Below are 21,025 nucleotides of genomic sequence, written 5' to 3' on the forward strand. Positions count from 1 at the left end.
ATCGCCGACCTCCTCCGGCGGCAGCGGGTCGCCATCCGGCCCCGTCGTCTCCGGCCCGAGCGCCGCGACGGTGCCGGTGTTCTCGTACTGGCCGGCCGTCGCTGTGCCGGTCGCCGTGCACTCGAACGTCTCGCCCGGCACCAGCGGCCCCGCGACCACGTTCGTGCCGTCGCCGCAGTCGATATCTCCCGCATCGACCTGGTCGTCGGTCACGGTGACGTCGGTCAGGTCGACGTTGCCCGTGTTCTCCACGAGGTACGTCCACACCACCTCGTCGCCAACGGTGATCGCCGGGCCGGTCGGCTCGTCGGCCTCCTGGCCGTTCGTGTGCTTCTCGATGTCGACCGCCGGCTCTGCGCCGAAGTAGTGGTCGAGATCCTCATCGCCGACCTCCTCCGGCGGCAGCGGGTCGCCATCCGGCCCCGTCGTCTCCGGCCCGAGCGCCGCGACGGTGCCGGTGTTCTCGTACTGGCCGGCGGTCGCCGTGCCGGTCGCCGTGCACTCGAACGTCTCGCCCGGGGCGAGCGGACCGGCGATGACGTTGCCGCCGGTGCCGTCGCAGTCGATCTGCGCCGCATCATCGTCGAGCATGTCGTCGGTCACGGTGACGTCGGTCAGGTCGACGTTGCCCGTGTTCTCCACGAGGTACGTCCACACGACCTGATCACCCACGGTGATCGCCGGACCGGTGGGCTCGTCGGCTTCCTGGCCGTTCGTGTGCTTCTCGATGTCGACCGCCGGCTCTGCGCCGAAGTAGTGGTCGAGGTCCTCGTCGCCGACCTGCTTCGGTGGCAGCGGGTCTCCGTCGGGTCCCGTCGTCTCGGGGCCGAGCGCCGCGACGATGCCGGTGTTCTCGTACTGGCCGGCCGTCGCGGTGCCGGTCGCCGTGCACTCGAACGTCTCGCCCGGCGCCAGCGGACCGGCGACCACGTTCGTGCCGTCGCCGCAGTCGATATCTCCCGCATCGACCTGGTCATCGGTGACCGTCACCTCGGTCAGGTCGACGTTGCCCGTGTTCTCCACGAGATACGTCCACACCACCGGCCCGCCGACCTCGACCAGCGGGCCGGTCGGCTCGTCGGCCTCCTGGCCGTTCGTGTGCTTCTCGATGTCGACCGCCGGGTCCACACCGAAGTAGTGGTCGAGATCCTCATCGCCGACCTCCTCCGGCGGCAGCGGGTCGCCATCCGGTCCGGTCGTCTCGGGGCCGAGCGCCGCGACCGTGCCGAGGTTCTCGTACTGGCCGACCGTCGCGGTGCCCGTGGCCGTGCACTCGAACGTCTCCCCCGGAGCGAGGGGGCCGGCCACGACGTTCGTGCCGTCGCCGCAGTCGATGTCGACCGCATCGACCTGGTCGTCGGTCACGGTGACGTCGGTCAGGTCGACGTTGCCCGTGTTCTCCACGAGATACGTCCACACCACCTCATCACCGGCGTTGATCGACGGACCGGTCGGCTCATCGGCCTCCACACCGTTGGTGTGCTTCTCGATGTCGACCGCCGGCTCTGCGCCGAAGTAGTGGTCGAGATCCTCATCGCCCACCTCGGGCCCCGGAATCGGCTCGCCGTTCTCGTCGACCGTGTCGGGCCCTCGGCCGATGACGCTGCCGAGGTTCTCGTACTGACCGGCCGTCGCCGTGCCCGATGCCGTGCACTCGAACACCGCACCCGGCGCCAGCGGCCCCGCGACGACGTTGCTGCCGGTGCCGTCGCAGTCGATCTGCGCCGCGTCGTCGTCGAGCATGTCATCGGTGACGGTCACGTCGACGAGGTCGGTCGTGCCGGTGTTCGTCACCGTGTACGTCCAGTTCACCGTGCCGCCGACTGCGACGAACGGACCGGTCGGCTCGTTGTTGTCCGTCGTGTTCGTCCGCTTGACGATATCGACCGCCGGCACGTCGGCGAGCGCGAGGTCGATCGTGAAGTTCGTGAACTCCGGCGCCAGGAGCGGCGGCGCGAGATCCGCGACGTCGTCGTTGATCGGTCCGTTCGCGCCGATCAGACGCGGGTCTGCGCCGGTCGAGTACCGGTATGCGAGCGTGATCGGCGCACTCGTCAGGCCGGTCTCGGCCGGATCGCGGGTGTCGGTGTTGTTGTTCGACACGTTCTCGTTCTCGTCGTTCGAGTCGCTGTTGCGGGTCAGCGCGGGAACGTAGCCCTCGACCGGCCCGCCGGCACGGAACTCCGTCGCCGGGATCCGCGCCGAGTACGTTCCGGCGGGAATCGCGGAGACCGACCAGCGACCGTCGGCGTCGGTCCGCTCGGTCGCGACGACGTCACCGTTCTCGTCGAGCAGCTCCACCACGACGTCCACGACCGGGTCGTCGACGCCGTCGGTGTAGCGTCCGTCGCCGTCGCGATCGAACCAGACGAGGTCGCCGACCGAGAAGCCCGGCATCTGCACGTACGGCTCGTTCGACAGCAGTGGCTGGTTCGGGAAGGTGGCGGAGTAGATCTGCGCCCGGTTCACGTAGAGGTTGTCGAGGTCGTTGCTCGTCGACACCATCGGAATGAGCGCTCGCACGCGAGTTCCCGTGTCGAGCGCCGTCGACGAGACGAACCGCACCGCCGTCACGTCGTCGAAGTCGGTGATCTCCGCAGCCGTCTTCCACAGGCCGCCGGCAGTGGCCGGGTTCGCGTTCGCCGCGTTGCGCGGGTCGTGGTTGATCGTCGACGGGTCCGCGGTGGCGTAGTACCAGGTGCCCGGCACATCGCCCGTGAGCTTACGGACGTAGGTCGGCGGGTCGAGCGGGCCCGTCAGCTGCGCCAGTCCCTGGTAGGAGGAGGCGAACTGGTCGCGTGCGGATCCGACGCCGTCGGCCCCGTCGCCGTTCCACGGCAGCACGTCGATGACGTCCGTCGGCAGGAAGGAGATCACCGTCGACGAGTTGCCCCAGTCGAGCGACCACGTGTACTCCTCGCCGCTCGCCACGAACGGCTTGTCGACACCCTTGACCAGGCCCAGCTGACCCGACCCGGTCGCCATGGTGGTGGCGGTCGCCGTGGGCGCGTTCTCAGCGGTGTCCGACATCGCCTGCACCTGGTTGACGTACGTGTCGCCGGGCTGCGCGACCGTCTCGAGCGTCGCGCACAGCTGCAGCGCGGTCGCGCCGGTGCGGATCCAGTAGTTGGCCGCGGTCGTCGTGATGTCCCCGAGCAGGAACGTCACCTCGCGGGTCGCCGCGTTGTAGCTGACGGTCACCCCGGCGGGCAGCCTGCTCTCGGTGCAGGCCTCGTTGTAGGTGAGGCCGGCCGGGACGGTGTCCACGAGCAGGAGGTCCTCCACCACGGCGCCCACGGCGGCGTCGTTGACGCCGACGCTGAGGTTCCAGATGGCGTCCTGACCCGGGAGGTACGTCGCCTGCCCGGCGGACTTCGCGACGATGAGGCGCAGTCCCTGGTATCGGACCTCCTGCTGCATCGTCGCCCAGTCCTCACCGCGAGGGCCGGTCGACCAGCCGCCGACGTTCGAGAGGCGGATGCCCGTCAGCAGCGGCTCCCCGTCGTTCGGGCCGCCGTTGTAGGACCCGCGGGCCCGCAGGAACATCCGCAGGTCGAGCCGGAACGCCGAGTGCTCGACGTGGTCGGGCTCGACGGGACGGATCCGCACCATGTTGACCTGGTCGCGCCAGTCGGCGCCGAACTGCGCGGGGTCGGTGTGCCACGGGCCGGCGTCGTCACGGCATCCGGTGTTGTCGCCAATGAGCGACGTGCGGTCCACCGGGTAGAGCCCTCCGACCTGCGCGCCCGCCTGGGTGTCGACGGCATTGGTGCCGACGCCGTACTCGATGACGTACTCGGATGCGGTGGCGCGGCCCTGCGCCGTGAACGTGGCGGGGGCGTCGAGCTGGAACACCGACACGTCGAACGTGTCGCAGACCATGGGGTTGTCGATCGGGAACCCGATGGCGTCCGGCGCACCGGGCGCCTGGACACCGCGGGCCGTGCCGGTGTTGCGGATGCCGGACCAGTCGACCTCGAGGCCCGCCCACGACTGGACCCGCTGCCCCGAGGCGACCGTCGTGTTGTCGGCCCACGCGTTGCCGGCCTCGTTCGTGAAGTACTTGTAGCCCGTGATCGGGAGGTTCGCCGCGAGCTGCCGCGAGACGTCCTCGTAGACGATGCCGCCGTCCTGGTTGGTCTCGGGCCAGCTTCCGGAGTTGTTCAGCAGCACGCCCTGCGGGATGTCCTCTCCCGCGTTGGGCCCGCCGTTGTACTGCCAGCGCGACTGCAGCGGAACGTAGAGCCCGAGGGTGAAGGGGCCGACCTCGACGTGGCCGGCGTTCACCGGGCGGGCCCGTACCATGTTGACCTCGTCGCGCCAGTCGGCGCCGAAGGTCGCCGCGGGGTCCGTGGTCCACGGGCCGTCGTCATCGCGGCACCCCCGCACGTCGGTCACGTTCGCGGTGTTGTCGAGCCCGTTGCCCGTGCCCGTCTGCGTATCGACGGTGTTCGAGCCCACCGCGTACTCGATGACGTAGTCGTTGCGATCGAAGTTCGGGTTGGTCGGGTTCGCCTGAAGATGCGGGTTCGGGTCGGCGCCGGTGACCGGGGTGAGCGGGTTGCCCGAGACGCGCCACACCGACACGTCGAACACGTCGCACACCACCGGGTCGGTGACCGAGATGCGGTTGGTGCTCGCCGTCGTCCAGACGTGCGAGTTGACGACGTCGCCGAGCGAGAACTGGTTCCAGTCGTTGAGGCCGCCGGCGATGCCCTCGTACTGCTTGTTGCCCTGCATCGTGCCGCAGTCGCTGACCGTGCTGCGCACGTTGAAGGTGCGGGTCGAGACATTGTTGCCGGTCGCGGTCGTGTCGTCCCAGCCGGGCTCGAACCCGGTGTCGTTGATGGGCCAGTCGTCCGCCGTCCAGCCATCGGTCTCACGCGCCTCGTTGCGGAACGAGAGCGTGTCGTTCACGTTGGCCCGGCACGGGTCGGGCACGGTCGGCGTCGGGACGAAGAAGATCGCCTGCCACGTGTTGGTCTTGGTGTTGTTGCCGTTCGCGTTCGGCGTGAAACTCATGTCCCAGCCGTCCGCGGGCTGCACCCCGGTCTCGCACGTCGGGGTGCCCGTGTTGAAGTTTCCGGAGTGGCCCACGCAGCCCGTGAGCACGGCACCGGGCCAGTCCGGCATCACATCCTTGAACGCGATCTGGTCGATGTTGGCGCTGAGGATGTTGCCGTTCGACTCGTTGACGCTGAACTGGTAGACGACTTGGAATCCGGGCACCGCAGGGGTGGCGGGGTTGTTGTCGAGGTCCCGTTCCTGGAACGAGACGTTCCCGGTGTTGGTCTTCGACAGGTCCCACCGGGGCTCGGTGATGTTGAACTGACGAGGCACCACGTTGTCGCCCGTCGCGGTCGAACCGTCCCAACCGGCCTCGAAGCCGGGGCCGACGCCACCCGGAGGGTTGTTCGGCTGTCCGCCGGTCATGTGCCAGCCGTCGGTGTCCTCGACGTGATTCTCCCACGACACCGTTCCGGTGGGCGGCGTGTCGCCGTGCTGCCAGGTCGGGTCCACCGAGCGGTACGCGTCCTCGGTGGGCACGAAGACCTCCACCAGGATGCGCGTGCTGTCGTACGGCGAGTTCGACGGCTTGCTGGCCGTCATCGTCCAGCCGTCGGCGCCGGCCGCCTCGTCGATCGGACAGGTGATGGTCCAGCCGCTGCTGAGTCCGATGTTGTCGAGGCGGCGGGGCAGGCAGAAGGTCATGACCGCGTTCGGGAACTTCGTCATCCGGTCGGTGAACGAGATCGGCCACTGCAGGTCGGATCCACCGGCACCGCGGAGGTTGAGGAGGTCGATCCAGTACTGAACCCGGAATCCGGGCGTCACCACGCCGTTGATGGTGCGGGTCGTCGCGCCGGGCGCGGCCTGCAGCGACTTCTTCGCCTCCCACTCCGCGGTGCCGGTGACCTCGATGACCGGGCCCGAGACGGTGTTCGACGGAGCGGCGTCGTCCTGACCCGCGTAGGCGCTGGCCGTGACCGACGCGAAGCCCGGGATCGGCGTGTCGTCGGCGAAGCGGTACGCGAGCTGCACGCTGCCGACGTTCGACGACATCGGCCCGAGGTTGCACACGACCGTGATCGACCCGTCGGCGTTCGTCGTCGCCGACGACGGCGGGTTCGCCCCGTTCGCCGCCGCGAGGCATCCCGCAGGCAGCCCGTTGGTGCCGGGGCCGGCCAGCTGGAGCCGGGAGTCCGCGACATCGCTCGGGTCATCCGGGTTCGAGACCGGGTCGATCGTCATCTCGATGACGACGTTCGGCACGCTGACCCCGGTGGGGAGGCCCGTCAGCGACACCGAGTAGTTCTGCAGCACCGTGTCGCCGACGCGCACGATGCAGTTGCCGGGCCCCGTGTCCAGTCCGGGGCCGTCCGTCGCATCCCACGGCGGAGCACCCGTCGTCGCGTACCCCTCGCACGAGTTCGGAATCTGCAGGCGGTCGACCTCGAGCGTTGCGATCGGCTGCAGCCCAGCGTCGCGGTTCGGGGCCTGCGTCGCGCCGGCGATCGTGATCGGACCGGTGATGCCGCGCTCCGGATTGCCGGTGGTGGGCACCTCGGCTCGCGTGAACACGTTCTGCCCTGAGGCGGTGTCGGGGAAGCGGTGCGCACCGGGAGCGATGACGCGCACGTAGACCGCGCCGTCCGCGACGTTCGCGAAGCTGTAGGCGCCGTTCGCGGCGCTCGTGGTGGTGCCGACGATGGGACCCGTCGGCCCCGACAGCAGCTGGACGGTGACGCCGCCCTTGACGGACTCGTCAGCCGTCCGGAGGCCGTCGCGATTCGCATCGGCCCACACGGTGCCGCTGATCAGGCTGCCGGCGGCCGCGCGCGCGGCGTCGCCGGCGAACGGCAGGAAGAGGCTCGCCACCATCGCCAGTACCGCGATGAACACCGCCGCCAAGCGGGTCCCTCGACGAACCACTGAGACCTCGTCGGGGGTCGTGACCGCCGACCCCTTGCCCCCAACATCCATGCTGCAGCCCCCTCGCGCAGAACACCTGTCATAAGTGAGGAGTCGTCGCGGACATGTTTCCTTACGCCGGCACGAGAATTCCTCGCGACGAGACGGCGGCTCGGCGAGGCATCCGGGCGGTGTCTCGAGAAGAATCTCGAGAAACTTGCTATTCGGTGTTGCTAAGTACCGGTACTCAGTGTTACTTTCTAGTGGTACTCAGCAACGCTGATTACCAGCGACACTGAATAGCTAGCACCGAGAGAACAGAGAAGGGGGTGGCCTGATGGGCAAGCAGATGACCGAGATGCTCAAGGGCACGCTCGAGGGCATCGTCCTGGCGATCCTCGCCACGGCGCCCGCCTACGGCTACGACATCACCGCACGGCTGCGCGAGCGCGGCTTCACCGACATCGCCGAGGGCACGATCTACGCCCTCCTCGTGCGGGTCGAGCAGCGCGGGCTCGTCGACGTCGAGAAGGTGCCCTCCGAGAAGGGCCCGCCGCGCAAGGTGTTCTCGCTCAACGAGCGCGGGCACAGCGAACTCGAAGAGTTCTGGAGGACGTGGAGCTTCCTGGCAGAACGCATCGAACAGCTCCACACGACCGACGAATTGGAGAAGTGACCATGGCTGCGAAGTGGATCGAGACCATCACCGGCTCGCTCGAGCAGAAGAAGCAGTACAAGCAGGCCAAGGCCCGCATGGAGGCCCTCCCCGAGCCGTACGCGGCCTCGGCGGGCGCCGTTCAGCGCTACCTCATGTACTCGGGCGACATCACCGACGGCGACACGATGGTGCAGATGCTCGTCGACCTCGCCGACCTCTGGGAGCGCGCGTCGATCGACGGCACCCCGGTCGGCGACATCGTCGGCGACGACCCCGTCGAGTTCGCCGAGTCGTTCGCCCAGGCCTACGGCGGCAAGCGCTGGATCGACAAGGAACGCGCTCGCCTGAACAAGGCGATCGACGAGGCCAAGAAGGAGCAGTCATGACCACCATCACCGAACCCGCCATCCGGGTGCAGGGCATCGAGAAGTCGTTCAAGGACCTGCACGTGCTGCGCGGCGTCGACTTCGACGTCGCCCGGGGCTCGATCTTCGCCCTGCTCGGCTCGAACGGAGCCGGCAAGACCACCCTCGTGCGCATCCTCTCCACCCTCCTGAAGGCCGACGCGGGCACCGCGACGGTCGGCGGGCAGGATGTCGCGGCGAATCCCGGCGAGGTGCGCGAGGCGATCAGCCTCACGGGCCAGTTCGCCGCCGTCGACGAGGTGCTCACGGGTCGGGAGAACCTCGTGCTCGTCGCGAAGCTGCGCCACATGAAGCAGCCCGGCAAGATCGCCGACGACCTGCTCGCCAGGTTCTCGCTCACCGAGGCCGGCGGCCGCAGGGCGGGCACCTACTCGGGCGGCATGCGCCGCCGGCTCGACATCGCGATGAGCCTGATCGGCAACCCGTCGATCATCTTCCTCGACGAGCCGACCACCGGGCTCGACCCGCAGGCCCGCATCGAGGTGTGGCAGACCGTCAAGCAGCTCGCCGACGGCGGCACCACGGTGCTGCTGACCACGCAGTACCTCGACGAGGCCGAGCAGCTCGCCGACCGCATCGCGATCCTGCACCGCGGCACCATCATCCAGAACGGCACCCTCGACGAGCTCAAGCGGCTGCTGCCCGCGGCCAAGGTCGAGTACGTCGAGAAGCAGCCCTCGCTCGAGGACGTCTTCCTCGCCCTCGTCGGCGAGACGGGCGAGACCGAGGGCGAAGAGACCGGCGAGCCCGCGACCGCGGGCACCCGCGCCGACAAGAAGAAGAAGAAGGAGGCCGCACGATGACCAGCCACGCCATCAGCGACACCGCCGTACTCACCGGCCGCTCGCTGCGCCACATCCTCCGCAGTCCCGACACGATCATCACGACCGCGGTCACGCCGATCGCCCTCATGCTGCTGTTCGTGTACGTGCTCGGCGGGGCGATCAACACCGGGTCGAACGAGTCGTACATCGACTACATGCTGCCCGGCATCCTGCTCATCACGATCGCGTCGGGCGTCGCGTACACCTCGTACCGGCTCTTCCTCGACCTGCAGGGCGGCATCTTCGACCGCTTCCAGTCGATGCCGATCGCGCGCTCGAGCGTGCTGTGGGGCCACGTGCTCACCTCGCTCGTCTCGAACCTCGTGTCGGTCGCGATCGTCACGGGCGTCGCGCTCATCATGGGCTTCCGCACCGGCGCCTCGTTCGGGTCATGGCTCGCGGTCGTGGGCATCCTCGTGCTGTTCACGCTCGCGCTCACCTGGCTCGCGGTGATCGCGGGACTCTCGGCGAAGACGGTCGACGGCGCGAGCGCCTTCGCCTACCCGCTGATCTTCCTGCCGTTCATCAGCTCGGCGTTCGTGCCGACCGAGTCGATGCCGGCCCCGGTGGCGTGGTTCGCCGAGAACCAGCCGGTCACGTCGATCGTCGACACGACGCGCGCACTGTTCGCCGGCGAGCCGGTCGGCAGCGACATCTGGGTCGCCCTCGCGTGGCTCGTCGGCATCATCGCCATCGGCTACGTCGGCGCCCTCGCGGCGTACCGCCGCAAGGTCAGTTGACGAACGGATGCCGCGGCGAGTCTCGCCGCGGCATCCCGTCGCCCGACCGACCGACCGACCGACCGACCATGATCGAGGAGGACTGAGATGAACTTCTGGGACACCATCACCGGCAACGACCTCCGCAGGGAGCTGAAGGCGTTCGACGCCCGGGCCGAGGCGCTGCCGGCCGACTACCGTGCGGCCTTCGAGGAGATCAAGCTCCAGCTGTGGGGCTACGCCGACTTCACGGGCCGCAACCTGATGCCGATCCTCGACGGGGCCCTCGGGCTGCTGGAGGAGACGGCGGCCGAAGGACAGGGCATCGACGAGGTGCTCGGCGACGACATCCCCGGGTTCTGCCAGGCGCTCGCCGGCGGCGAGGGCGCAAAGGGCTTCCGCGACAAGTGGCGCGAACAGCTCAACCGGAACGTCGCGAAGAAGCTCGCAAGGCTGGGAGGCTGACATGGGAATCCACGACATCATCGAGGGCAAGCGCGAGTGGCGAGCCCACCTGGCACGTGTCCGGGCGCTGCCGAAGGACTACCAGGTCGTCTACGGCGAGATCCAGAAGTACTACTTCAAGATCGGACCGGTCGGCCTCGAGGACGGCACGCTCCTCTCGGGCATCGTCGACTTCTTCGAAGAGGGCGCGACGCAGGGCAAGGGCGCGATCGAGCTCATCGGCGACGACGTCGCAGCCTTCGCCGACGACCTCGTGAAGGACACGCCCACCTACGCCGACCGCTACCAGGCGTCGCTCATCGAGAAGGCCGGCTCGGCCGGCGAGTGACGACGACCACGGAGGGGCCGCACCACCCGGTGCGGCCCCTCCGTCGTGTCGCCTCGAGTTTCGTCGAGACGCCCGATCTCGCGCCTCAGCCCGCGATCGACTGCAGTTTCGTGCGGATCTCCTCGCTCGTGTGCGTCTCCTGGTCGAGGTTCGACTGCAGGAGGGCCGCCGCGTCGGAGGCGCCCATCGCGGTGACGGGCACGAGCAGCGCCTCGTACGCCGAGATCTCGTAGTGCTCGTTGCCGAGCGCGCTCGCGAGCGCCGCCCGGTCGCGCAGCTTCGGCGCGCTCCGCTCCAGCAAGGAGGCGGCCTGTCGGCTGATGCCCTTCGTGCTGGGCGACGGCGCGGTCGACTCGCGCAGCTCGAGCAGGCGGAAGACCTGCTGCAGGTTGGCGATCTGCTCGCGCGTCTCGTCCGCGTGATGGCGGAACAGCTTCTTGATCTCGGCGCTCTTCGCCGCCGAGGCGAGGTCGCCGAGCGCCGCCAGCGAGTCGTTCTCCATCGTCAGCGCGGTGCGCAGCTGGAAGTGCAGCAGGTCGCCCGGGCTCTCGAGGCTCTGCCTCACCACCGGTCGCTCCTCAGTCGCGATCCGTGAAGACGTCCTTGGCGCGTTCGCCGGCGTCCTTCACCTCGTCGCCGGCCTGCTTCATGTCGGCCTTGGCCTCGTCGACGTGGCCTTCGGCCTCCATCTCCTCGTTGCCGGTCACCCTGCCGACGCCCTGCTTGATCTTCGCGCCCGCTTCTTCGGCCTGGTGCTTCGCCTTGTCTCCGATACCCATCGTCCTCATCCTCCGTGTTCGAGTCTTGGATGCCGTGCCCGGCACCACGCGGTGTCGGGTCGGCACCGGTGCCGGGCGCGGCACCTGTGTTCCACGCTCGCACCGGCCCGCTGACCCCTCAAGGGATTGACAGCCTGGGAACGATGTGCCGACGCGTGCGCGCACGCGGTCGCGGACTCAGGGCTCCGGCGTCAGGTCGTCGCGTGCCGGACCCTCGAGCCGACGACCGTCGGCGGCGAACCGGCTGCCGTGCAGGGGGCAGTCCCACGTGCACTCCTCGTCGTTCCACGCGAGGATGCCGCCGAGGTGCGTGCAGACCGCCGACACCCGGCGCGTGACGCCGTCGACGGTGCTGATCGCGACCGGCGGCACGCCCCGGCCGACCCGGCCCTCGCCCTCCGCGGGCGGCTCGTCCTGTGAGCCGCCGATCGCGCGAGCCATGCCGCCGAGCAGGTGCCCCACGGCATCGGCGTTCCGTGCGACCGCGGCCGCGACGTCCGATGCCGTGCCGGGCCGGTCGTAGAGCCGCGCGGCCCAGTCGGGGCGACGGCCGCTCGCGATCTCCTGCGCGAGGGCGATGCCCGAGGCGGCACCGGCGGCGAGCCCCCACTTGCCGAAACCGGTCGCGAACCACGGGCCGTCGCGACCGAGGCGACCGGCGTACGGCGCACCGTCGAGCGAGTCGTAGTCCTGCGCCGCCCACTGGTGCGCGAGCACCGCGCTCGGAAAGCGATCGGCGACCCAGCGGTGCAGCTCGCGTGCGCGCTCGGCCGTCGATCGCGCGTGCCCGACCGCATCGTCGTTGCCGGCGACGACGAGGTACTCCTGCCCGCCCCGGCGAGCGGGCCGCAGCGAACGGGTCTCGCCGTCGACCGAGAGGTGCATGCCCTCGACCAGTCGACGCCCCGTGCGGAACGCGGCGACGTGCGATCGCGACGGCGACGTGCGGGCGAACGTCAGCCCGCGGTCGACGACCGGCGTGCCCGTCGCGAGCACGAGCACGTCCGCGTGGAGCTCGCCCAGCTCGGTCTCGACCTCGTGGCCCGAATCCGACGATCGCACGTCGACCACGCGGCATCCCGCGACGACGGGCACGCCCGCCGCGCGGGCGGTGGCGACGAGGCGGCGTACCAGCACCATCGGGTCGAGCATGAACTGCCGGTCGAGCGCAACCGCCGCGCGGGCGGCGACCGGCGACTCGCGCGGAGCGGCCCATCGCACGTCGAGGCCGAGTTCGCGGGCCACGGCGTGCTCCGCCTCGAGGCGCTCGGCACCGGCCGAGGTCGTCGCGAAGCTGTAGGCGGTCGCCTGCTCGCAGCCCTCGTCGTGCTCGGAGAGCTGGGCCCGCAGCCACGCGGCGCCGCTGCGGCACGCCTCCACGTAGGCGGCGGCGACGTCGAGCGAGTTGCGGTCGCGCACGGCCGAGAGCCGCGTGCCCTGCAGCAGGGTCACCTTGCCGGTCGAGCCCCCCGTCGTGAGGGCGCCGGGTGCCGCGGCATCGAGCACCACCGCGCGCCGGCCCGCCTGGGAGAGCCGCACCGCGACAGTGAGGCCGACGAGCCCGGCGCCGACCACGAGGACCTCGTGCGAGGCGTCCTCGGGCAGCTCGTCGACGGCGTGCGCGTCGAGTCCGTCGCGCCAGAGCGATCCCATACCCACATCGTCGCGACGACCCGCGACGGGGGCGAGGGCTTGACACCCGGCGCGGGCGATGGCTCGGCCTGCGGATCACGTGAAGGGTTCCGCGGCTGTCGCGCGAAGTCAACCCCCTGCCGCTCGTCCGCTCGTGTCCCTAGTTTGGAAGCGTCGCGGCCCGACGGGTCGCGGCTCGACCGTACGGGGCCCGACCGAGAGGCCCCGGCGTTCCCCGAAGGAGGGACTCTCAGATGAACATCCTCTTGATCGTCATCGTCGTCATCGCCATCATTCTCGCCATCACCGGCGGGCTCGTGCAGTCGCTGAACTTCCTGCTCTGGGTCGGACTCGTACTGCTCGCGATCGCGGTGATCGCATGGCTGATCCGGGCGATCGCCGGCCGCAACAGCAGCGTCTGACGACCCGCGCGGCGGCTCGCGTGCCGTCGCGACACCGGTCGCTTTCCGACAGGGACGAGCCGGTCGGCACCCGCCACGAGCGGGCCAGCCGACCGGCTCATCCCTGTCCGGGCGGATCGACGACGGCGACGACGGCCGGCGTGCCGCCAGAGGCATCCGCCCTATTCGGGCCTATTCGGGCTCCGCGAAGAACGTCTCGTGCCGGTAGTGCCCCGCGTCGAGGATCGCGACCGTCGCCTCGGGTACCTCGACGAACACGCCGGGCATGTCGGTGAGCGGCTCCGACACGATGACTCTCGCCGCACGTCCGAAGCCCTGCAGCCGCTCGGAGTCGGGGTACATCTGCTGCAGCGTCGCCATGTCGACCGAGTGGAACAGCGTGCGGGTGCGTCCGGCGCTCGAGTACCGGAAGGCCCACACGGTCGCCCCGTCGGCGACCGCGACGGTGCCCTGCATCGGGAACTCGATGCCGTGCGCGTGGCCCACCTCCTCGACCTTGCGGATCGCCTTCGTCATGCCCGCGATCGGGTCGTCGCGAAGGCCCAGCGTGAGCGCGAGGTAGAACAGCACCTCGCTGTCGGTCGTGCCGCGGATGAGCGGGAAGAACGACTCGTCGATCGCGAGCATGAGGTCGCGCCGTACGCTCGCGAACCCCGCGAGCCCGCCGTTGTGCATGAAGAGCCAGTTCTCGTGCCGGAACGGGTGGCAGTTCGTCTGCTGGATGGGCGGACCGGCCGCGGCGCGCACGTGCGCGAAGAACAGCGGGCTCTCGATCGCCCGGGTCAGCTCGCGCAGGTTCTCGTCGTGCCACGCGGGCTCGATGCTGTGGAACAGCCACGGCTCGGTGCCGACGCTCGCCCCGGCGGGGTACCAGCCGACGCCGAATCCGTCGCCGTTGACCGTCTCGGCGCCGAGCGGCGAGTTCAGCGACTGGGCGACGAGCGAGTTCTCGGTGTCGAGGATCAGCCTTGCGGGCTGGATCGGCTCACCGGAGTAGGCCAGCCAACGGCACATGTCCCACACCTCCCCTGAGGGTTACGGATGCCTCGGGGCTGACGATACGCCGCTTCGCTTCGCCGCGACAGAGCACCTCGCGACCGGATGGCCCCGATCGACCCGTGGGCCGGGGCCCGGCTCAGGCCAGGAGCCGATACCGCAGGTAGACGACCTCGTCGAATCGGCGCTCCTCGAGGAGCTGGAGGTCGAGGCGCACCCCGTCGGGCAGCAGCCGCGTGCCCCCGCCGACGACGACGGGGAACACGAAGACGAAGAGCTCGTCGACGAGCCCCGCGCGGACGGCCTCGGCGGCGAGGTGGGGGCCCGAGATCGACAGGTCGCGCTCCGCGGCCGCCTTGAGCCTCGCGACCTCGTCGGCATCGAATCGTCGCTCGAGCCGGGTGCGCGCGGTCGTCACCTGCTCGAGCTTCGACGAGTAGACGATCTTGTCGGTGTCGCCCCAGATCGAGGCGTAGTCGCGTTCGACGTCGGAGATCCGCGGGTCGTCGGCGAGTCGCTCCCACGCGGACATGACCTCGTACATGCGGCGACCGTAGAGATAGGTGCCGATCGGGCGCTCGAGGTCGTTCACGAACGCGTGCACCTCGGCACTCGGCATGGCCCAGTCGAATGCGCCGTCCGCGTCGACGATGTAGCCGTCGAGGGAGGCGAGCGCTCCCGTGATGAGCTTGGCCATGGCGATCAGCCCTCCGCCGTCTTCTCCGGCGTGTCGTCGCCCTGCTGCCCACGCGGGCATGCCGCGAGCGAGGTCATCTTCTCGGTCGCCTGATCGTACGACCAGGGCAGCTCGACGAGGGGCTGGTCGTGATCGGCGGTGGCCTTCGCCTTCGAGCCTGCGGACGCGAGCGCGAACGCCGCCTCGCGCACGAAGTCGGCGCCCGAGGTCGAGTTGTTGAGGGCGATCACGACCGTGAGCCCCGTCTCGGGGTCGGTGAACGCGGCGGTCAGCGCACCGGCCGACTCGCCTGCGGTGCCGCGGAGCGGGCCGTACTGGGCGCCGCCGAACCCGTACGAGTACCAGACGGGGGCGTCGCCGCCGATGGGCTGCGTCGTCCACTGCTCGCGGGCCTCGCGCTCGTCGAGCAGCGCGCCGGTGGCGAACGCCTCGCTGAGTCGGCGCGCGTCGGCGAGCGTCGACACGGCACCGGCAGCGCCGGCACCCATCGAACTCGACTGCGCCGAGTCGTCGTGGAGCGAGTCGCACACCGGCTCGTCACCCGCCCATTCCGACGCGTACGCCCCGAGCAGCCCTGCGTGGGTGGTGTCGTCGGGAGCGGGCAGCTCCGTGTCGTCGAGGCCGAGCGGCGCGAACACGTACTGCTCGGCGAGCTCGCTCCACGTGCGCCCCGTCGCCTCCTCGAGCGCGCGCGACAGCAGCAGCACGCCCGTGCGCGAGTACGACCAGTCGTCGCCGGGGGTGCCGGAGCGCTTCGTGGCCAGCCCGCCCGCCAGCAGTTCGTTCGGCGACCAGATGCGCTCGGGGTTCTGGACGAACTGGTGCTCGAGGTCGGGGTAGTAGTCGCCGAGGCCCGACGTGTGACGGCAGAGCTGTTCGAGGGTGATCCCCTCGAGCCCGGGCACGCGGTCGACGTACTCGGAGACCTGGTCGTCGAGCGAGACGGTTCCGGCCTCGGCGAGCCGCAGCAGCATCGTGCACGTGATCTCGCTCGTCACGGTCGCCAGGTGGAAACCGGTGTCGACGGTCACCGGGCGGGACTTCTCCGCGAAGTCGACGGTGCCGGAGGCGCCGCTCCACGACCCCGCCCACGGCGCCCAGACACCCGCGACCCCGCCGCTCGACCCGCTCAGCGCGACCGCCTGGTCGAGGGTCGACTGCAGCTTCTCGACGAGCGCCTCGTCGTACGAACCCTCGACCGGCTCGAACTGGCTCGATGGGTCGACACTGCCCCCGGTGCAGGCCGAAAGCGCGAGCGCCGCGGCGAGCGCGACGATCGATGCCGCGACGGCTCTCGCCGTTCGCCGCCTGCCCCCGGTACCGTCAGCCACCGTGCCCCCTCAAGCCGTGTGTCCGCAGAAATTGTAACCTGCGTAGGCGGCGGCGCCCGGGTCGACGGGCCCCGTCGGGGTGATGATGAGCGCACCCCTGTGCTACTGATATGTCCGGAGGGGGCCGAAAGGTTCCGGATCGGTCGCGATTCAGCGCGAGACGGCACCGATCTCGCGAGCCGCGCCCGCCATGAACCGCTCGACGTTGCGATCGACGATGATGTCGCTCGGCCGCAGCGGCCGCTGCAGGTAGAGCCCGTCGAGCGCGGTCAGGCGACTGAGCGCGACATACGTCTGGCCGGGGCTGAACGCGCGGGGGCCGAGGTCGACGATCGCGGCGTCGTAGCTCGCCCCCTGCGACTTGTGGATCGTGACGGCCCACGCGAGGCGCAGGGGGAACTGCGTGAACTCGGCGACGATCTCCTTCTCGAGCTTCTTGCGCACCGGGTCCCAGCTGTAGCGGTACTTCTCCCAGGTGACCGGTTCGACCTCGTGGATCTCGCCGCCGATCTCGACGTGCACCTCGCGCTTCAGCGAGGTGATGGTGCCGATCGTGCCGTTCACCCAGCGCTGCCCGTCGGGCCCGACGGCCGTGTCGTTGCGCAGGAACATCACCTGTGCGCCGACCTTGAGCTCGAGCCGTTCGTCGGCGGGGAACGCGCGGCCGCCGAAGTCGCCGTTCACCTCGGCCTCGTTGGCCTTCGACGTGCCGGGCAGCCGGTGCAGCGCCGTGGCGTTGATGCGGTTCACGGTGCTGTTGGTCGTCGCGAGCGTGATCGCACCCTGCTCCGGCACGGGGCGACGGGCACCGACCCCGTTGAGCACGCCGGCCATCTCGGCGGTCACCCGTCCGTGCCGTACGGCGTTGAGCAGCTGCTTGAACTCGTCGTCGTGCTGACGGTGGATCTCGCCGAGCTCGAAGATCTTCAGGTCGGCCTCGCGCCACACCCTCGCGTCGAAGAACCACATCGAGTCGTAGGTGTCGGCGAAGTACGCCCGCTCGTCGCCGTCGCCGGGGACGGGGGCGAGCTGGTAGGGGTCGCCGAACAGCACGACCTGGGCACCGCCGAAGGGTTCGAGCGGCCGCTGCCTGGCCTGCCGCAGCGACCGGTCCATCGCATCCATCAGGTCGGCGTTGACCATCGACACCTCGTCGATCACGAGCGTGTCCATCGCGTTGAGGATCTTGCGCACGGTGTCGTTCTGGTCGATGTCATGGTCGGCGATGACCCCGATCGGCAACCGGAACAGTGAGTGGATCGTCTGACCGCCGACGTTGAGCGCCGCGACACCGGTCGGCGCGCAGATCACGATCTGCTTCTTCGTGTGCCAGTTCAGGTGGTTCAGCAGGGTCGACTTGCCGGTGCCCGCGCGACCCGTCACGAACACGTGCTCGCGCGTGTCCTCGATCGCCTGGAACACCGCGGACTGCTCACGGGAGAGGGTCACGTTCTGCACGGCAGGTCTTTCGATGGGCGGGGCGGACGGCTCGGGGCGGGCGCCGCACGGGCGCATCGCCCGGCGCTCCCACTGTAACCACACCCAGGGGTTGACGAGGCAGTGCGGCCACCGTCGTATCCGAGGGTCGAAGAGGGGGCGGAGCGACCGTCTCGAGACCCCGCGCCCCGGCATCCCCGCGCGGCCTGTGGAGATCCTCAGGTTGGCGCGACGCGCGACCTTAGACTTGGGCGCGTGGGGAATGCGGGCGGTGAGCGGCGGCGCATCCCCGCGCGCGCGCTGATCGCATGGGGCGGGCTCACCGTCGTGCTCATCGGCGCGTTCCTCGCCGCACTCGGCGGCCTGAACCAGTCGCTGTACGGCGCGTCGAGCTTCGTCGAACGGTACCTCGAGGCGATCGCCGACGACGACATCGGCACGGCGGCCGCGACGCCCGGCGTCGCCCTCGATGCCGAGGAGCTCGAGGCCCTCGGCCTTCCGGCCGACATCTCGACGGCGATGCTGCGCTCGGGGGTCGTCGAATCGGGCCCCGAAGACGTCTCGATCGTGAGCGACGTGGCCAACGCCGACGGCAGCCATTCGGTGACGGCGAGCTACCGGCTCGACACCGAGATCGCCGAGTCGACGTTCGAGGTGCGCCCCATCGACCCGCTGTACGGGCTGCTCAACCGGTGGGAGTTCGCCGACAGCCCCCTCGCCGTCGTCGAGGTGACCGCGGCGCACAACCCGTTGTTCACGGTGGGAACGCTCACGCTCGACGCCCGGGCGACGAAGCCGCCCGAGGAGCTCGCGAGCTTCACGCAGGTCACGCCCTACCTCGCGATCGCACCGGCGGTGTACCAGTTCCACTACGAGTCGACGCTGCTCGCGGCCGCTCCCGTGCTCGTGCCGGTCGACGCGGGCGAGCAGGTCGCCGTGACGGTCGACGCCCAGCCGACGGCCGCGTTCGTCGAGCGGGTGCAGACGAAGGTCGACGAGTACCTCGCCGCGTGCGCCGAGCAGCCCGTGCTGCAGCCGGCCGACTGCCCGTTCGGCATCGAGGTCGACGACCGGGTCACGAGCGAGCCGCAGTGGAGCATCGTGACGACACCGCAGGTCACGCTCACCGCCGGCGAGACCTCGTTCGACATGCCTCCGACCGAGGGCGTCGCGCACATCTCCGTCGAGGTGCAGGACCTCTTCGACGGGCACTACTACACGCTCGAGGAGGACCGTTCGTTCAACCTCGCGCTCGCGGCGACGATCCGTCCCGACGGGTCGATCGCGATCCAGCTCAAGTAGGCTCCGCCCCGACCGCCGGCCTCAACCTGCGGAGCTCCTGTCGTGCTCGGCGATGGCCGCGAGCCGTGCGTTGTAGGCCTCGAGCTCGGCGTCGCCCGTGCGGTCGGCGTGGCGGTCTCGGCGCTTCGACTCCTTCTCGTCGCTGCGCGACCACTGGAACGCGACCGTGATCGCGAGCGCGACGGTCGGGATCTCGCCGATCGACCACGCGATGCCGCCGCCGAGCTGCTGATCGGTGAGCGCGTCGGTGCCCCAGCCCATCGCGCCGTACCAGTCGGCGAGCATGAGCCCGGTGCCCGACATGATCGCGAGTCCGAAGAACGCGTGGAAGGCCATCGTGCCGAGCAGCAGCAGCAGCCGGAACGGGTACGGCAGGCGGTAGGGCACGGGGTCGATGCCGATGAGCGACTGCACGAACAGGTAGCCGGTGATCAGGAAGTGCGCGACCATCCACTCGTGCCCGATGTGGTCGAGCATCGTCCAGCGGAACAGCGGCGAGTAGTAGAACACCCACAGCGACCCGGCGAAGAGCACGGCCGCGACGATCGGGTTCGCGATGATCGAGGCGAACTTCGAGTGCACCGCGAGCAGGATCCACTCGCGGCCGCCGCGCGAGCCGTCCTTGCGGGGCTTGATCGCCCTGGCCGCGAGCGTGACCGGGGCGCCCGGCACGAGCAGCACGGGCACCGCCATCGTCAGGGCCATGTGCCCGAGCATGTGCGCCGAGAACAGGTACTGCTCGTAGACGTTGACGCCGCCGTTCGTGACGTAGGCGAGCAGCAGCAGGCCCGACACCCAGAGCACCGCGCGGTAGACGGGCCACTTGTCGCCGCGCTTTCGCAGCCGGACGACGCCCGCGAGATAGAAGAAGATGCCGAACCCGCAGGCGAGGAGCCAGATGAGGTCGGGGTTCCACTCGGTGAAGTACCGGAAGGTCTCGGGCCACGGCGGCAACGGCGTGCCCGTGAGGATCTCGGCAGGCGTGCGGGCGAGCTCGCCCGCCTCCTCCGAAACCGGGGTCGCAGTGCGCGCGAGCGCCGCCGCGACGCCCGATGCGATGCCCATGAACGCCAGCTCGGCGACCACGAGCCACCAGAAGTTCCCCGTCGATCGAGCGGCATCGCCCCGCGACATCCGCCCGATCAGGAACCGGCGGTACATCGCGCCGAAGCACCCGAGGGCGATGAGCACCCCCACCTTCACGAGCACGAGCACGCCGTACTGCGTCATGAGCTGGTCCCACGTGCCGATGCGCAGCGCCGCGCTCGCGTAGCCCGAGATCGCGACGACGATGAAGCAGATGAGCGCGACGGTCGAGTACCGGGCCAGCACGACGGGCAGTCGCTTCGCACCGAGCTCGCGCCTCAGCAGCACGATCGTGAGCAGCCCGCCGAGCCACACCGCGACGAACACGAGGTGCAGGCCCAGGCTCGTGACCGCCGCGGCATGGCCGGCCGCGCCCGCCGCGTGGCCCTGCTGCGCCATCGGCACGAGCGACGCGACCGCGAGCACCGTCACGAAGACGAGGGCGGTGTGGTTGCGCACGGCGAAGCACAGCACGGTGACGGTCGCCGCGACGAGGGTCGTGATGAGCCACGCCTGGCCGAGTCCGATGGTGGTGACGAACTGCCCGAGCTTCTGACCGAACGCGTCGCTGAGGTCGAACGGCACGGCCGTGACGAGCACGAACGTGAACAGACCCGTCGCCGCGCTCGCGACCGTCATGACCGCGGCCGACGCTGCGGCGACGTCGAGCGCGAGGTCGAACTCGCGGCGCTTCGGGCTCAGCGCCCACACGGCGAGCGCGAGCGCGCCGATCATGCCCGCGGCACCGAGGTTCACGAACAGCTTCGCGACGGGCACCCCGTAGCGGGCGATCGGCCCGGGGTCCTGGATCAGCTGCTCGTCGGCGCCACCGCCGTAGGCGAGCGCGAGGAACGTCGCGGCGAGGGCGACGGCGATGAGCACGGCAGGGCCGAGCACGCGGACGGAGCGGGGCACCGAACCAGCCTAGACGGCGGTGACTGGATGCCTCGTGGATGCGCCGTCCGAGGCCCCCACGTGCCCCCGGAACGACGGAGGGGCGCACGGCTCTCGC

General features: G+C 70.0%; 17 protein-coding genes. 8 read left to right on the forward strand and 9 right to left on the reverse strand.

What is annotated here, in order from left to right; all coding sequences use genetic code 11:
* The coding region (locus ACWGPE_RS16865; RefSeq protein WP_452049138.1) for a DUF7507 domain-containing protein at positions 1-6,903 on the reverse strand (6,903 nt) is incomplete at its 3' end.
* 346 nt (positions 6,904-7,249) lie between these two features.
* On the opposite strand from ACWGPE_RS16865, the gene ACWGPE_RS16870 reads away from it, so the two are divergent.
* The 6 genes from ACWGPE_RS16870 (at position 7,250) to ACWGPE_RS16895 (ending at position 10,331) form a co-directional block, all read left to right on the forward strand.
* Entirely contained in the window at positions 7,250-7,588 is a 339-nt protein-coding gene (locus ACWGPE_RS16870) for a PadR family transcriptional regulator (protein WP_231429345.1), read from the forward strand.
* 2 nt (positions 7,589-7,590) lie between these two features.
* Positions 7,591-7,956, forward strand: a complete 366-nt coding sequence (locus tag ACWGPE_RS16875) for a DUF1048 domain-containing protein (protein ID WP_231429344.1) — start codon at positions 7,591-7,593, stop codon at positions 7,954-7,956.
* Positions 7,953-8,798: an ABC transporter ATP-binding protein gene (locus tag ACWGPE_RS16880; RefSeq protein ID WP_376930039.1), complete on the forward strand. Its 846-nt coding sequence runs from the start codon at positions 7,953-7,955 to the stop codon at positions 8,796-8,798. Before ACWGPE_RS16875 ends, ACWGPE_RS16880 begins: the two co-directional genes overlap by 4 nt.
* The gene (locus tag ACWGPE_RS16885; RefSeq protein WP_452049134.1) at positions 8,795-9,559 is read left to right on the forward strand and encodes an ABC transporter permease; all 765 of its coding nucleotides are present in this window, start codon (positions 8,795-8,797) and stop codon (positions 9,557-9,559) included. The genes ACWGPE_RS16880 and ACWGPE_RS16885 overlap by 4 nt, the downstream gene beginning before the upstream one ends.
* Positions 9,560-9,646: 87 nt before the next feature.
* Positions 9,647-10,003 (forward strand): DUF1048 domain-containing protein, encoded by a 357-nt coding sequence (locus tag ACWGPE_RS16890; protein ID WP_231429342.1) that lies wholly within the window; start codon positions 9,647-9,649, stop codon positions 10,001-10,003.
* Position 10,004: 1 nt separating this feature from the next.
* Entirely contained in the window at positions 10,005-10,331 is a 327-nt protein-coding gene (locus ACWGPE_RS16895) for a DUF1048 domain-containing protein (protein WP_231429341.1), read from the forward strand.
* A gap of 85 nt (positions 10,332-10,416) precedes the next feature.
* On the opposite strand, the gene ACWGPE_RS16900 is transcribed toward ACWGPE_RS16895, so the two are convergent.
* From ACWGPE_RS16900 to ACWGPE_RS16910, 3 genes are all read right to left on the reverse strand, one after another.
* The gene (locus ACWGPE_RS16900; RefSeq protein ID WP_231429340.1) at positions 10,417-10,899 is read right to left on the reverse strand and encodes a YciE/YciF ferroxidase family protein; all 483 of its coding nucleotides are present in this window, start codon (positions 10,897-10,899) and stop codon (positions 10,417-10,419) included.
* A gap of 10 nt (positions 10,900-10,909) precedes the next feature.
* Positions 10,910-11,110 (reverse strand): CsbD family protein, encoded by a 201-nt coding sequence (locus tag ACWGPE_RS16905; protein ID WP_452049135.1) that lies wholly within the window; start codon positions 11,108-11,110, stop codon positions 10,910-10,912.
* Positions 11,111-11,287: 177 nt separating this feature from the next.
* Positions 11,288-12,763, reverse strand: coding sequence for an FAD-dependent oxidoreductase (locus ACWGPE_RS16910; RefSeq protein WP_452049136.1), 1,476 nt, complete (start codon positions 12,761-12,763; stop codon positions 11,288-11,290).
* Positions 12,764-12,996: 233 nt separating this feature from the next.
* On the opposite strand from ACWGPE_RS16910, the gene ACWGPE_RS16915 reads away from it, so the two are divergent.
* On the forward strand, positions 12,997-13,164 hold the full coding sequence (locus ACWGPE_RS16915) for a hypothetical protein (protein WP_231429337.1): 168 nt from the start codon (positions 12,997-12,999) through the stop codon (positions 13,162-13,164).
* A 171-nt stretch (positions 13,165-13,335) separates the two neighbouring features.
* Here ACWGPE_RS16915 and ACWGPE_RS16920 read toward each other — a convergent pair whose 3' ends face one another.
* The 4 genes from ACWGPE_RS16920 to ACWGPE_RS16935 all read right to left on the reverse strand — a co-directional run bounded on the left by ACWGPE_RS16920 (position 13,336) and on the right by ACWGPE_RS16935 (position 17,646).
* Entirely contained in the window at positions 13,336-14,178 is an 843-nt protein-coding gene (locus ACWGPE_RS16920; RefSeq protein WP_452049137.1) for a class II glutamine amidotransferase, read from the reverse strand.
* 121 nt (positions 14,179-14,299) lie between these two features.
* Positions 14,300-14,857 carry a dihydrofolate reductase family protein gene (locus ACWGPE_RS16925; RefSeq protein WP_231429335.1) on the reverse strand — a complete coding sequence of 186 codons (558 nt, stop codon included), beginning with the start codon at positions 14,855-14,857 and terminating at the stop codon, positions 14,300-14,302.
* A 5-nt stretch (positions 14,858-14,862) separates the two neighbouring features.
* Positions 14,863-16,188, reverse strand: coding sequence for a serine hydrolase domain-containing protein (locus ACWGPE_RS16930; protein ID WP_376930035.1), 1,326 nt, complete (start codon positions 16,186-16,188; stop codon positions 14,863-14,865).
* A 150-nt stretch (positions 16,189-16,338) separates the two neighbouring features.
* A complete protein-coding gene (locus ACWGPE_RS16935) occupies positions 16,339-17,646 on the reverse strand; it encodes an ATP-dependent DNA helicase (RefSeq protein WP_275507027.1) in 1,308 nt (435 codons plus the stop codon).
* A 234-nt stretch (positions 17,647-17,880) separates the two neighbouring features.
* Between ACWGPE_RS16935 and ACWGPE_RS16940 the strand changes: the two genes are divergently transcribed.
* Complete coding sequence (locus ACWGPE_RS16940; RefSeq protein ID WP_231429332.1) at positions 17,881-18,927, forward strand: hypothetical protein; 1,047 nt, start codon at positions 17,881-17,883, stop codon at positions 18,925-18,927.
* Between the two features lie 21 nt (positions 18,928-18,948).
* Here the strand turns inward: ACWGPE_RS16940 and ACWGPE_RS16945 are convergent, their stop codons facing one another.
* Positions 18,949-20,928, reverse strand: coding sequence for a cytochrome c oxidase assembly protein (locus ACWGPE_RS16945; RefSeq protein WP_376930034.1), 1,980 nt, complete (start codon positions 20,926-20,928; stop codon positions 18,949-18,951).
* Positions 20,929-21,025 lie beyond the last annotated feature (97 nt).

This window comes from Agromyces sp. NPDC055658 (genome assembly GCF_053618155.1).

What these genes read in the sequence shown, in the direction of transcription:
- ACWGPE_RS16870 (WP_231429345.1), top strand. Translation starts at nt 7,250, where the DNA reads ATGGGCAAGCAGATGACCGAGATGCTCAAGGGCACGCTCGAGGGCATC.
- ACWGPE_RS16875 (WP_231429344.1), top strand. Translation starts at nt 7,591, where the DNA reads ATGGCTGCGAAGTGGATCGAGACCATCACCGGCTCGCTCGAGCAGAAG.
- ACWGPE_RS16925 (WP_231429335.1), bottom strand. Translation starts at nt 14,857, where the DNA reads ATGGCCAAGCTCATCACGGGAGCGCTCGCCTCCCTCGACGGCTACATC.
- ACWGPE_RS16905 (WP_452049135.1), bottom strand. Translation starts at nt 11,110, where the DNA reads ATGGGTATCGGAGACAAGGCGAAGCACCAGGCCGAAGAAGCGGGCGCG.
- ACWGPE_RS16885 (WP_452049134.1), top strand. Translation starts at nt 8,795, where the DNA reads ATGACCAGCCACGCCATCAGCGACACCGCCGTACTCACCGGCCGCTCG.
- ACWGPE_RS16910 (WP_452049136.1), bottom strand. Translation starts at nt 12,763, where the DNA reads ATGGGATCGCTCTGGCGCGACGGACTCGACGCGCACGCCGTCGACGAG.
- ACWGPE_RS16895 (WP_231429341.1), top strand. Translation starts at nt 10,005, where the DNA reads ATGGGAATCCACGACATCATCGAGGGCAAGCGCGAGTGGCGAGCCCAC.
- ACWGPE_RS16880 (WP_376930039.1), top strand. Translation starts at nt 7,953, where the DNA reads ATGACCACCATCACCGAACCCGCCATCCGGGTGCAGGGCATCGAGAAG.
- ACWGPE_RS16920 (WP_452049137.1), bottom strand. Translation starts at nt 14,178, where the DNA reads ATGTGCCGTTGGCTGGCCTACTCCGGTGAGCCGATCCAGCCCGCAAGG.
- ACWGPE_RS16890 (WP_231429342.1), top strand. Translation starts at nt 9,647, where the DNA reads ATGAACTTCTGGGACACCATCACCGGCAACGACCTCCGCAGGGAGCTG.
- ACWGPE_RS16915 (WP_231429337.1), top strand. Translation starts at nt 12,997, where the DNA reads ATGAACATCCTCTTGATCGTCATCGTCGTCATCGCCATCATTCTCGCC.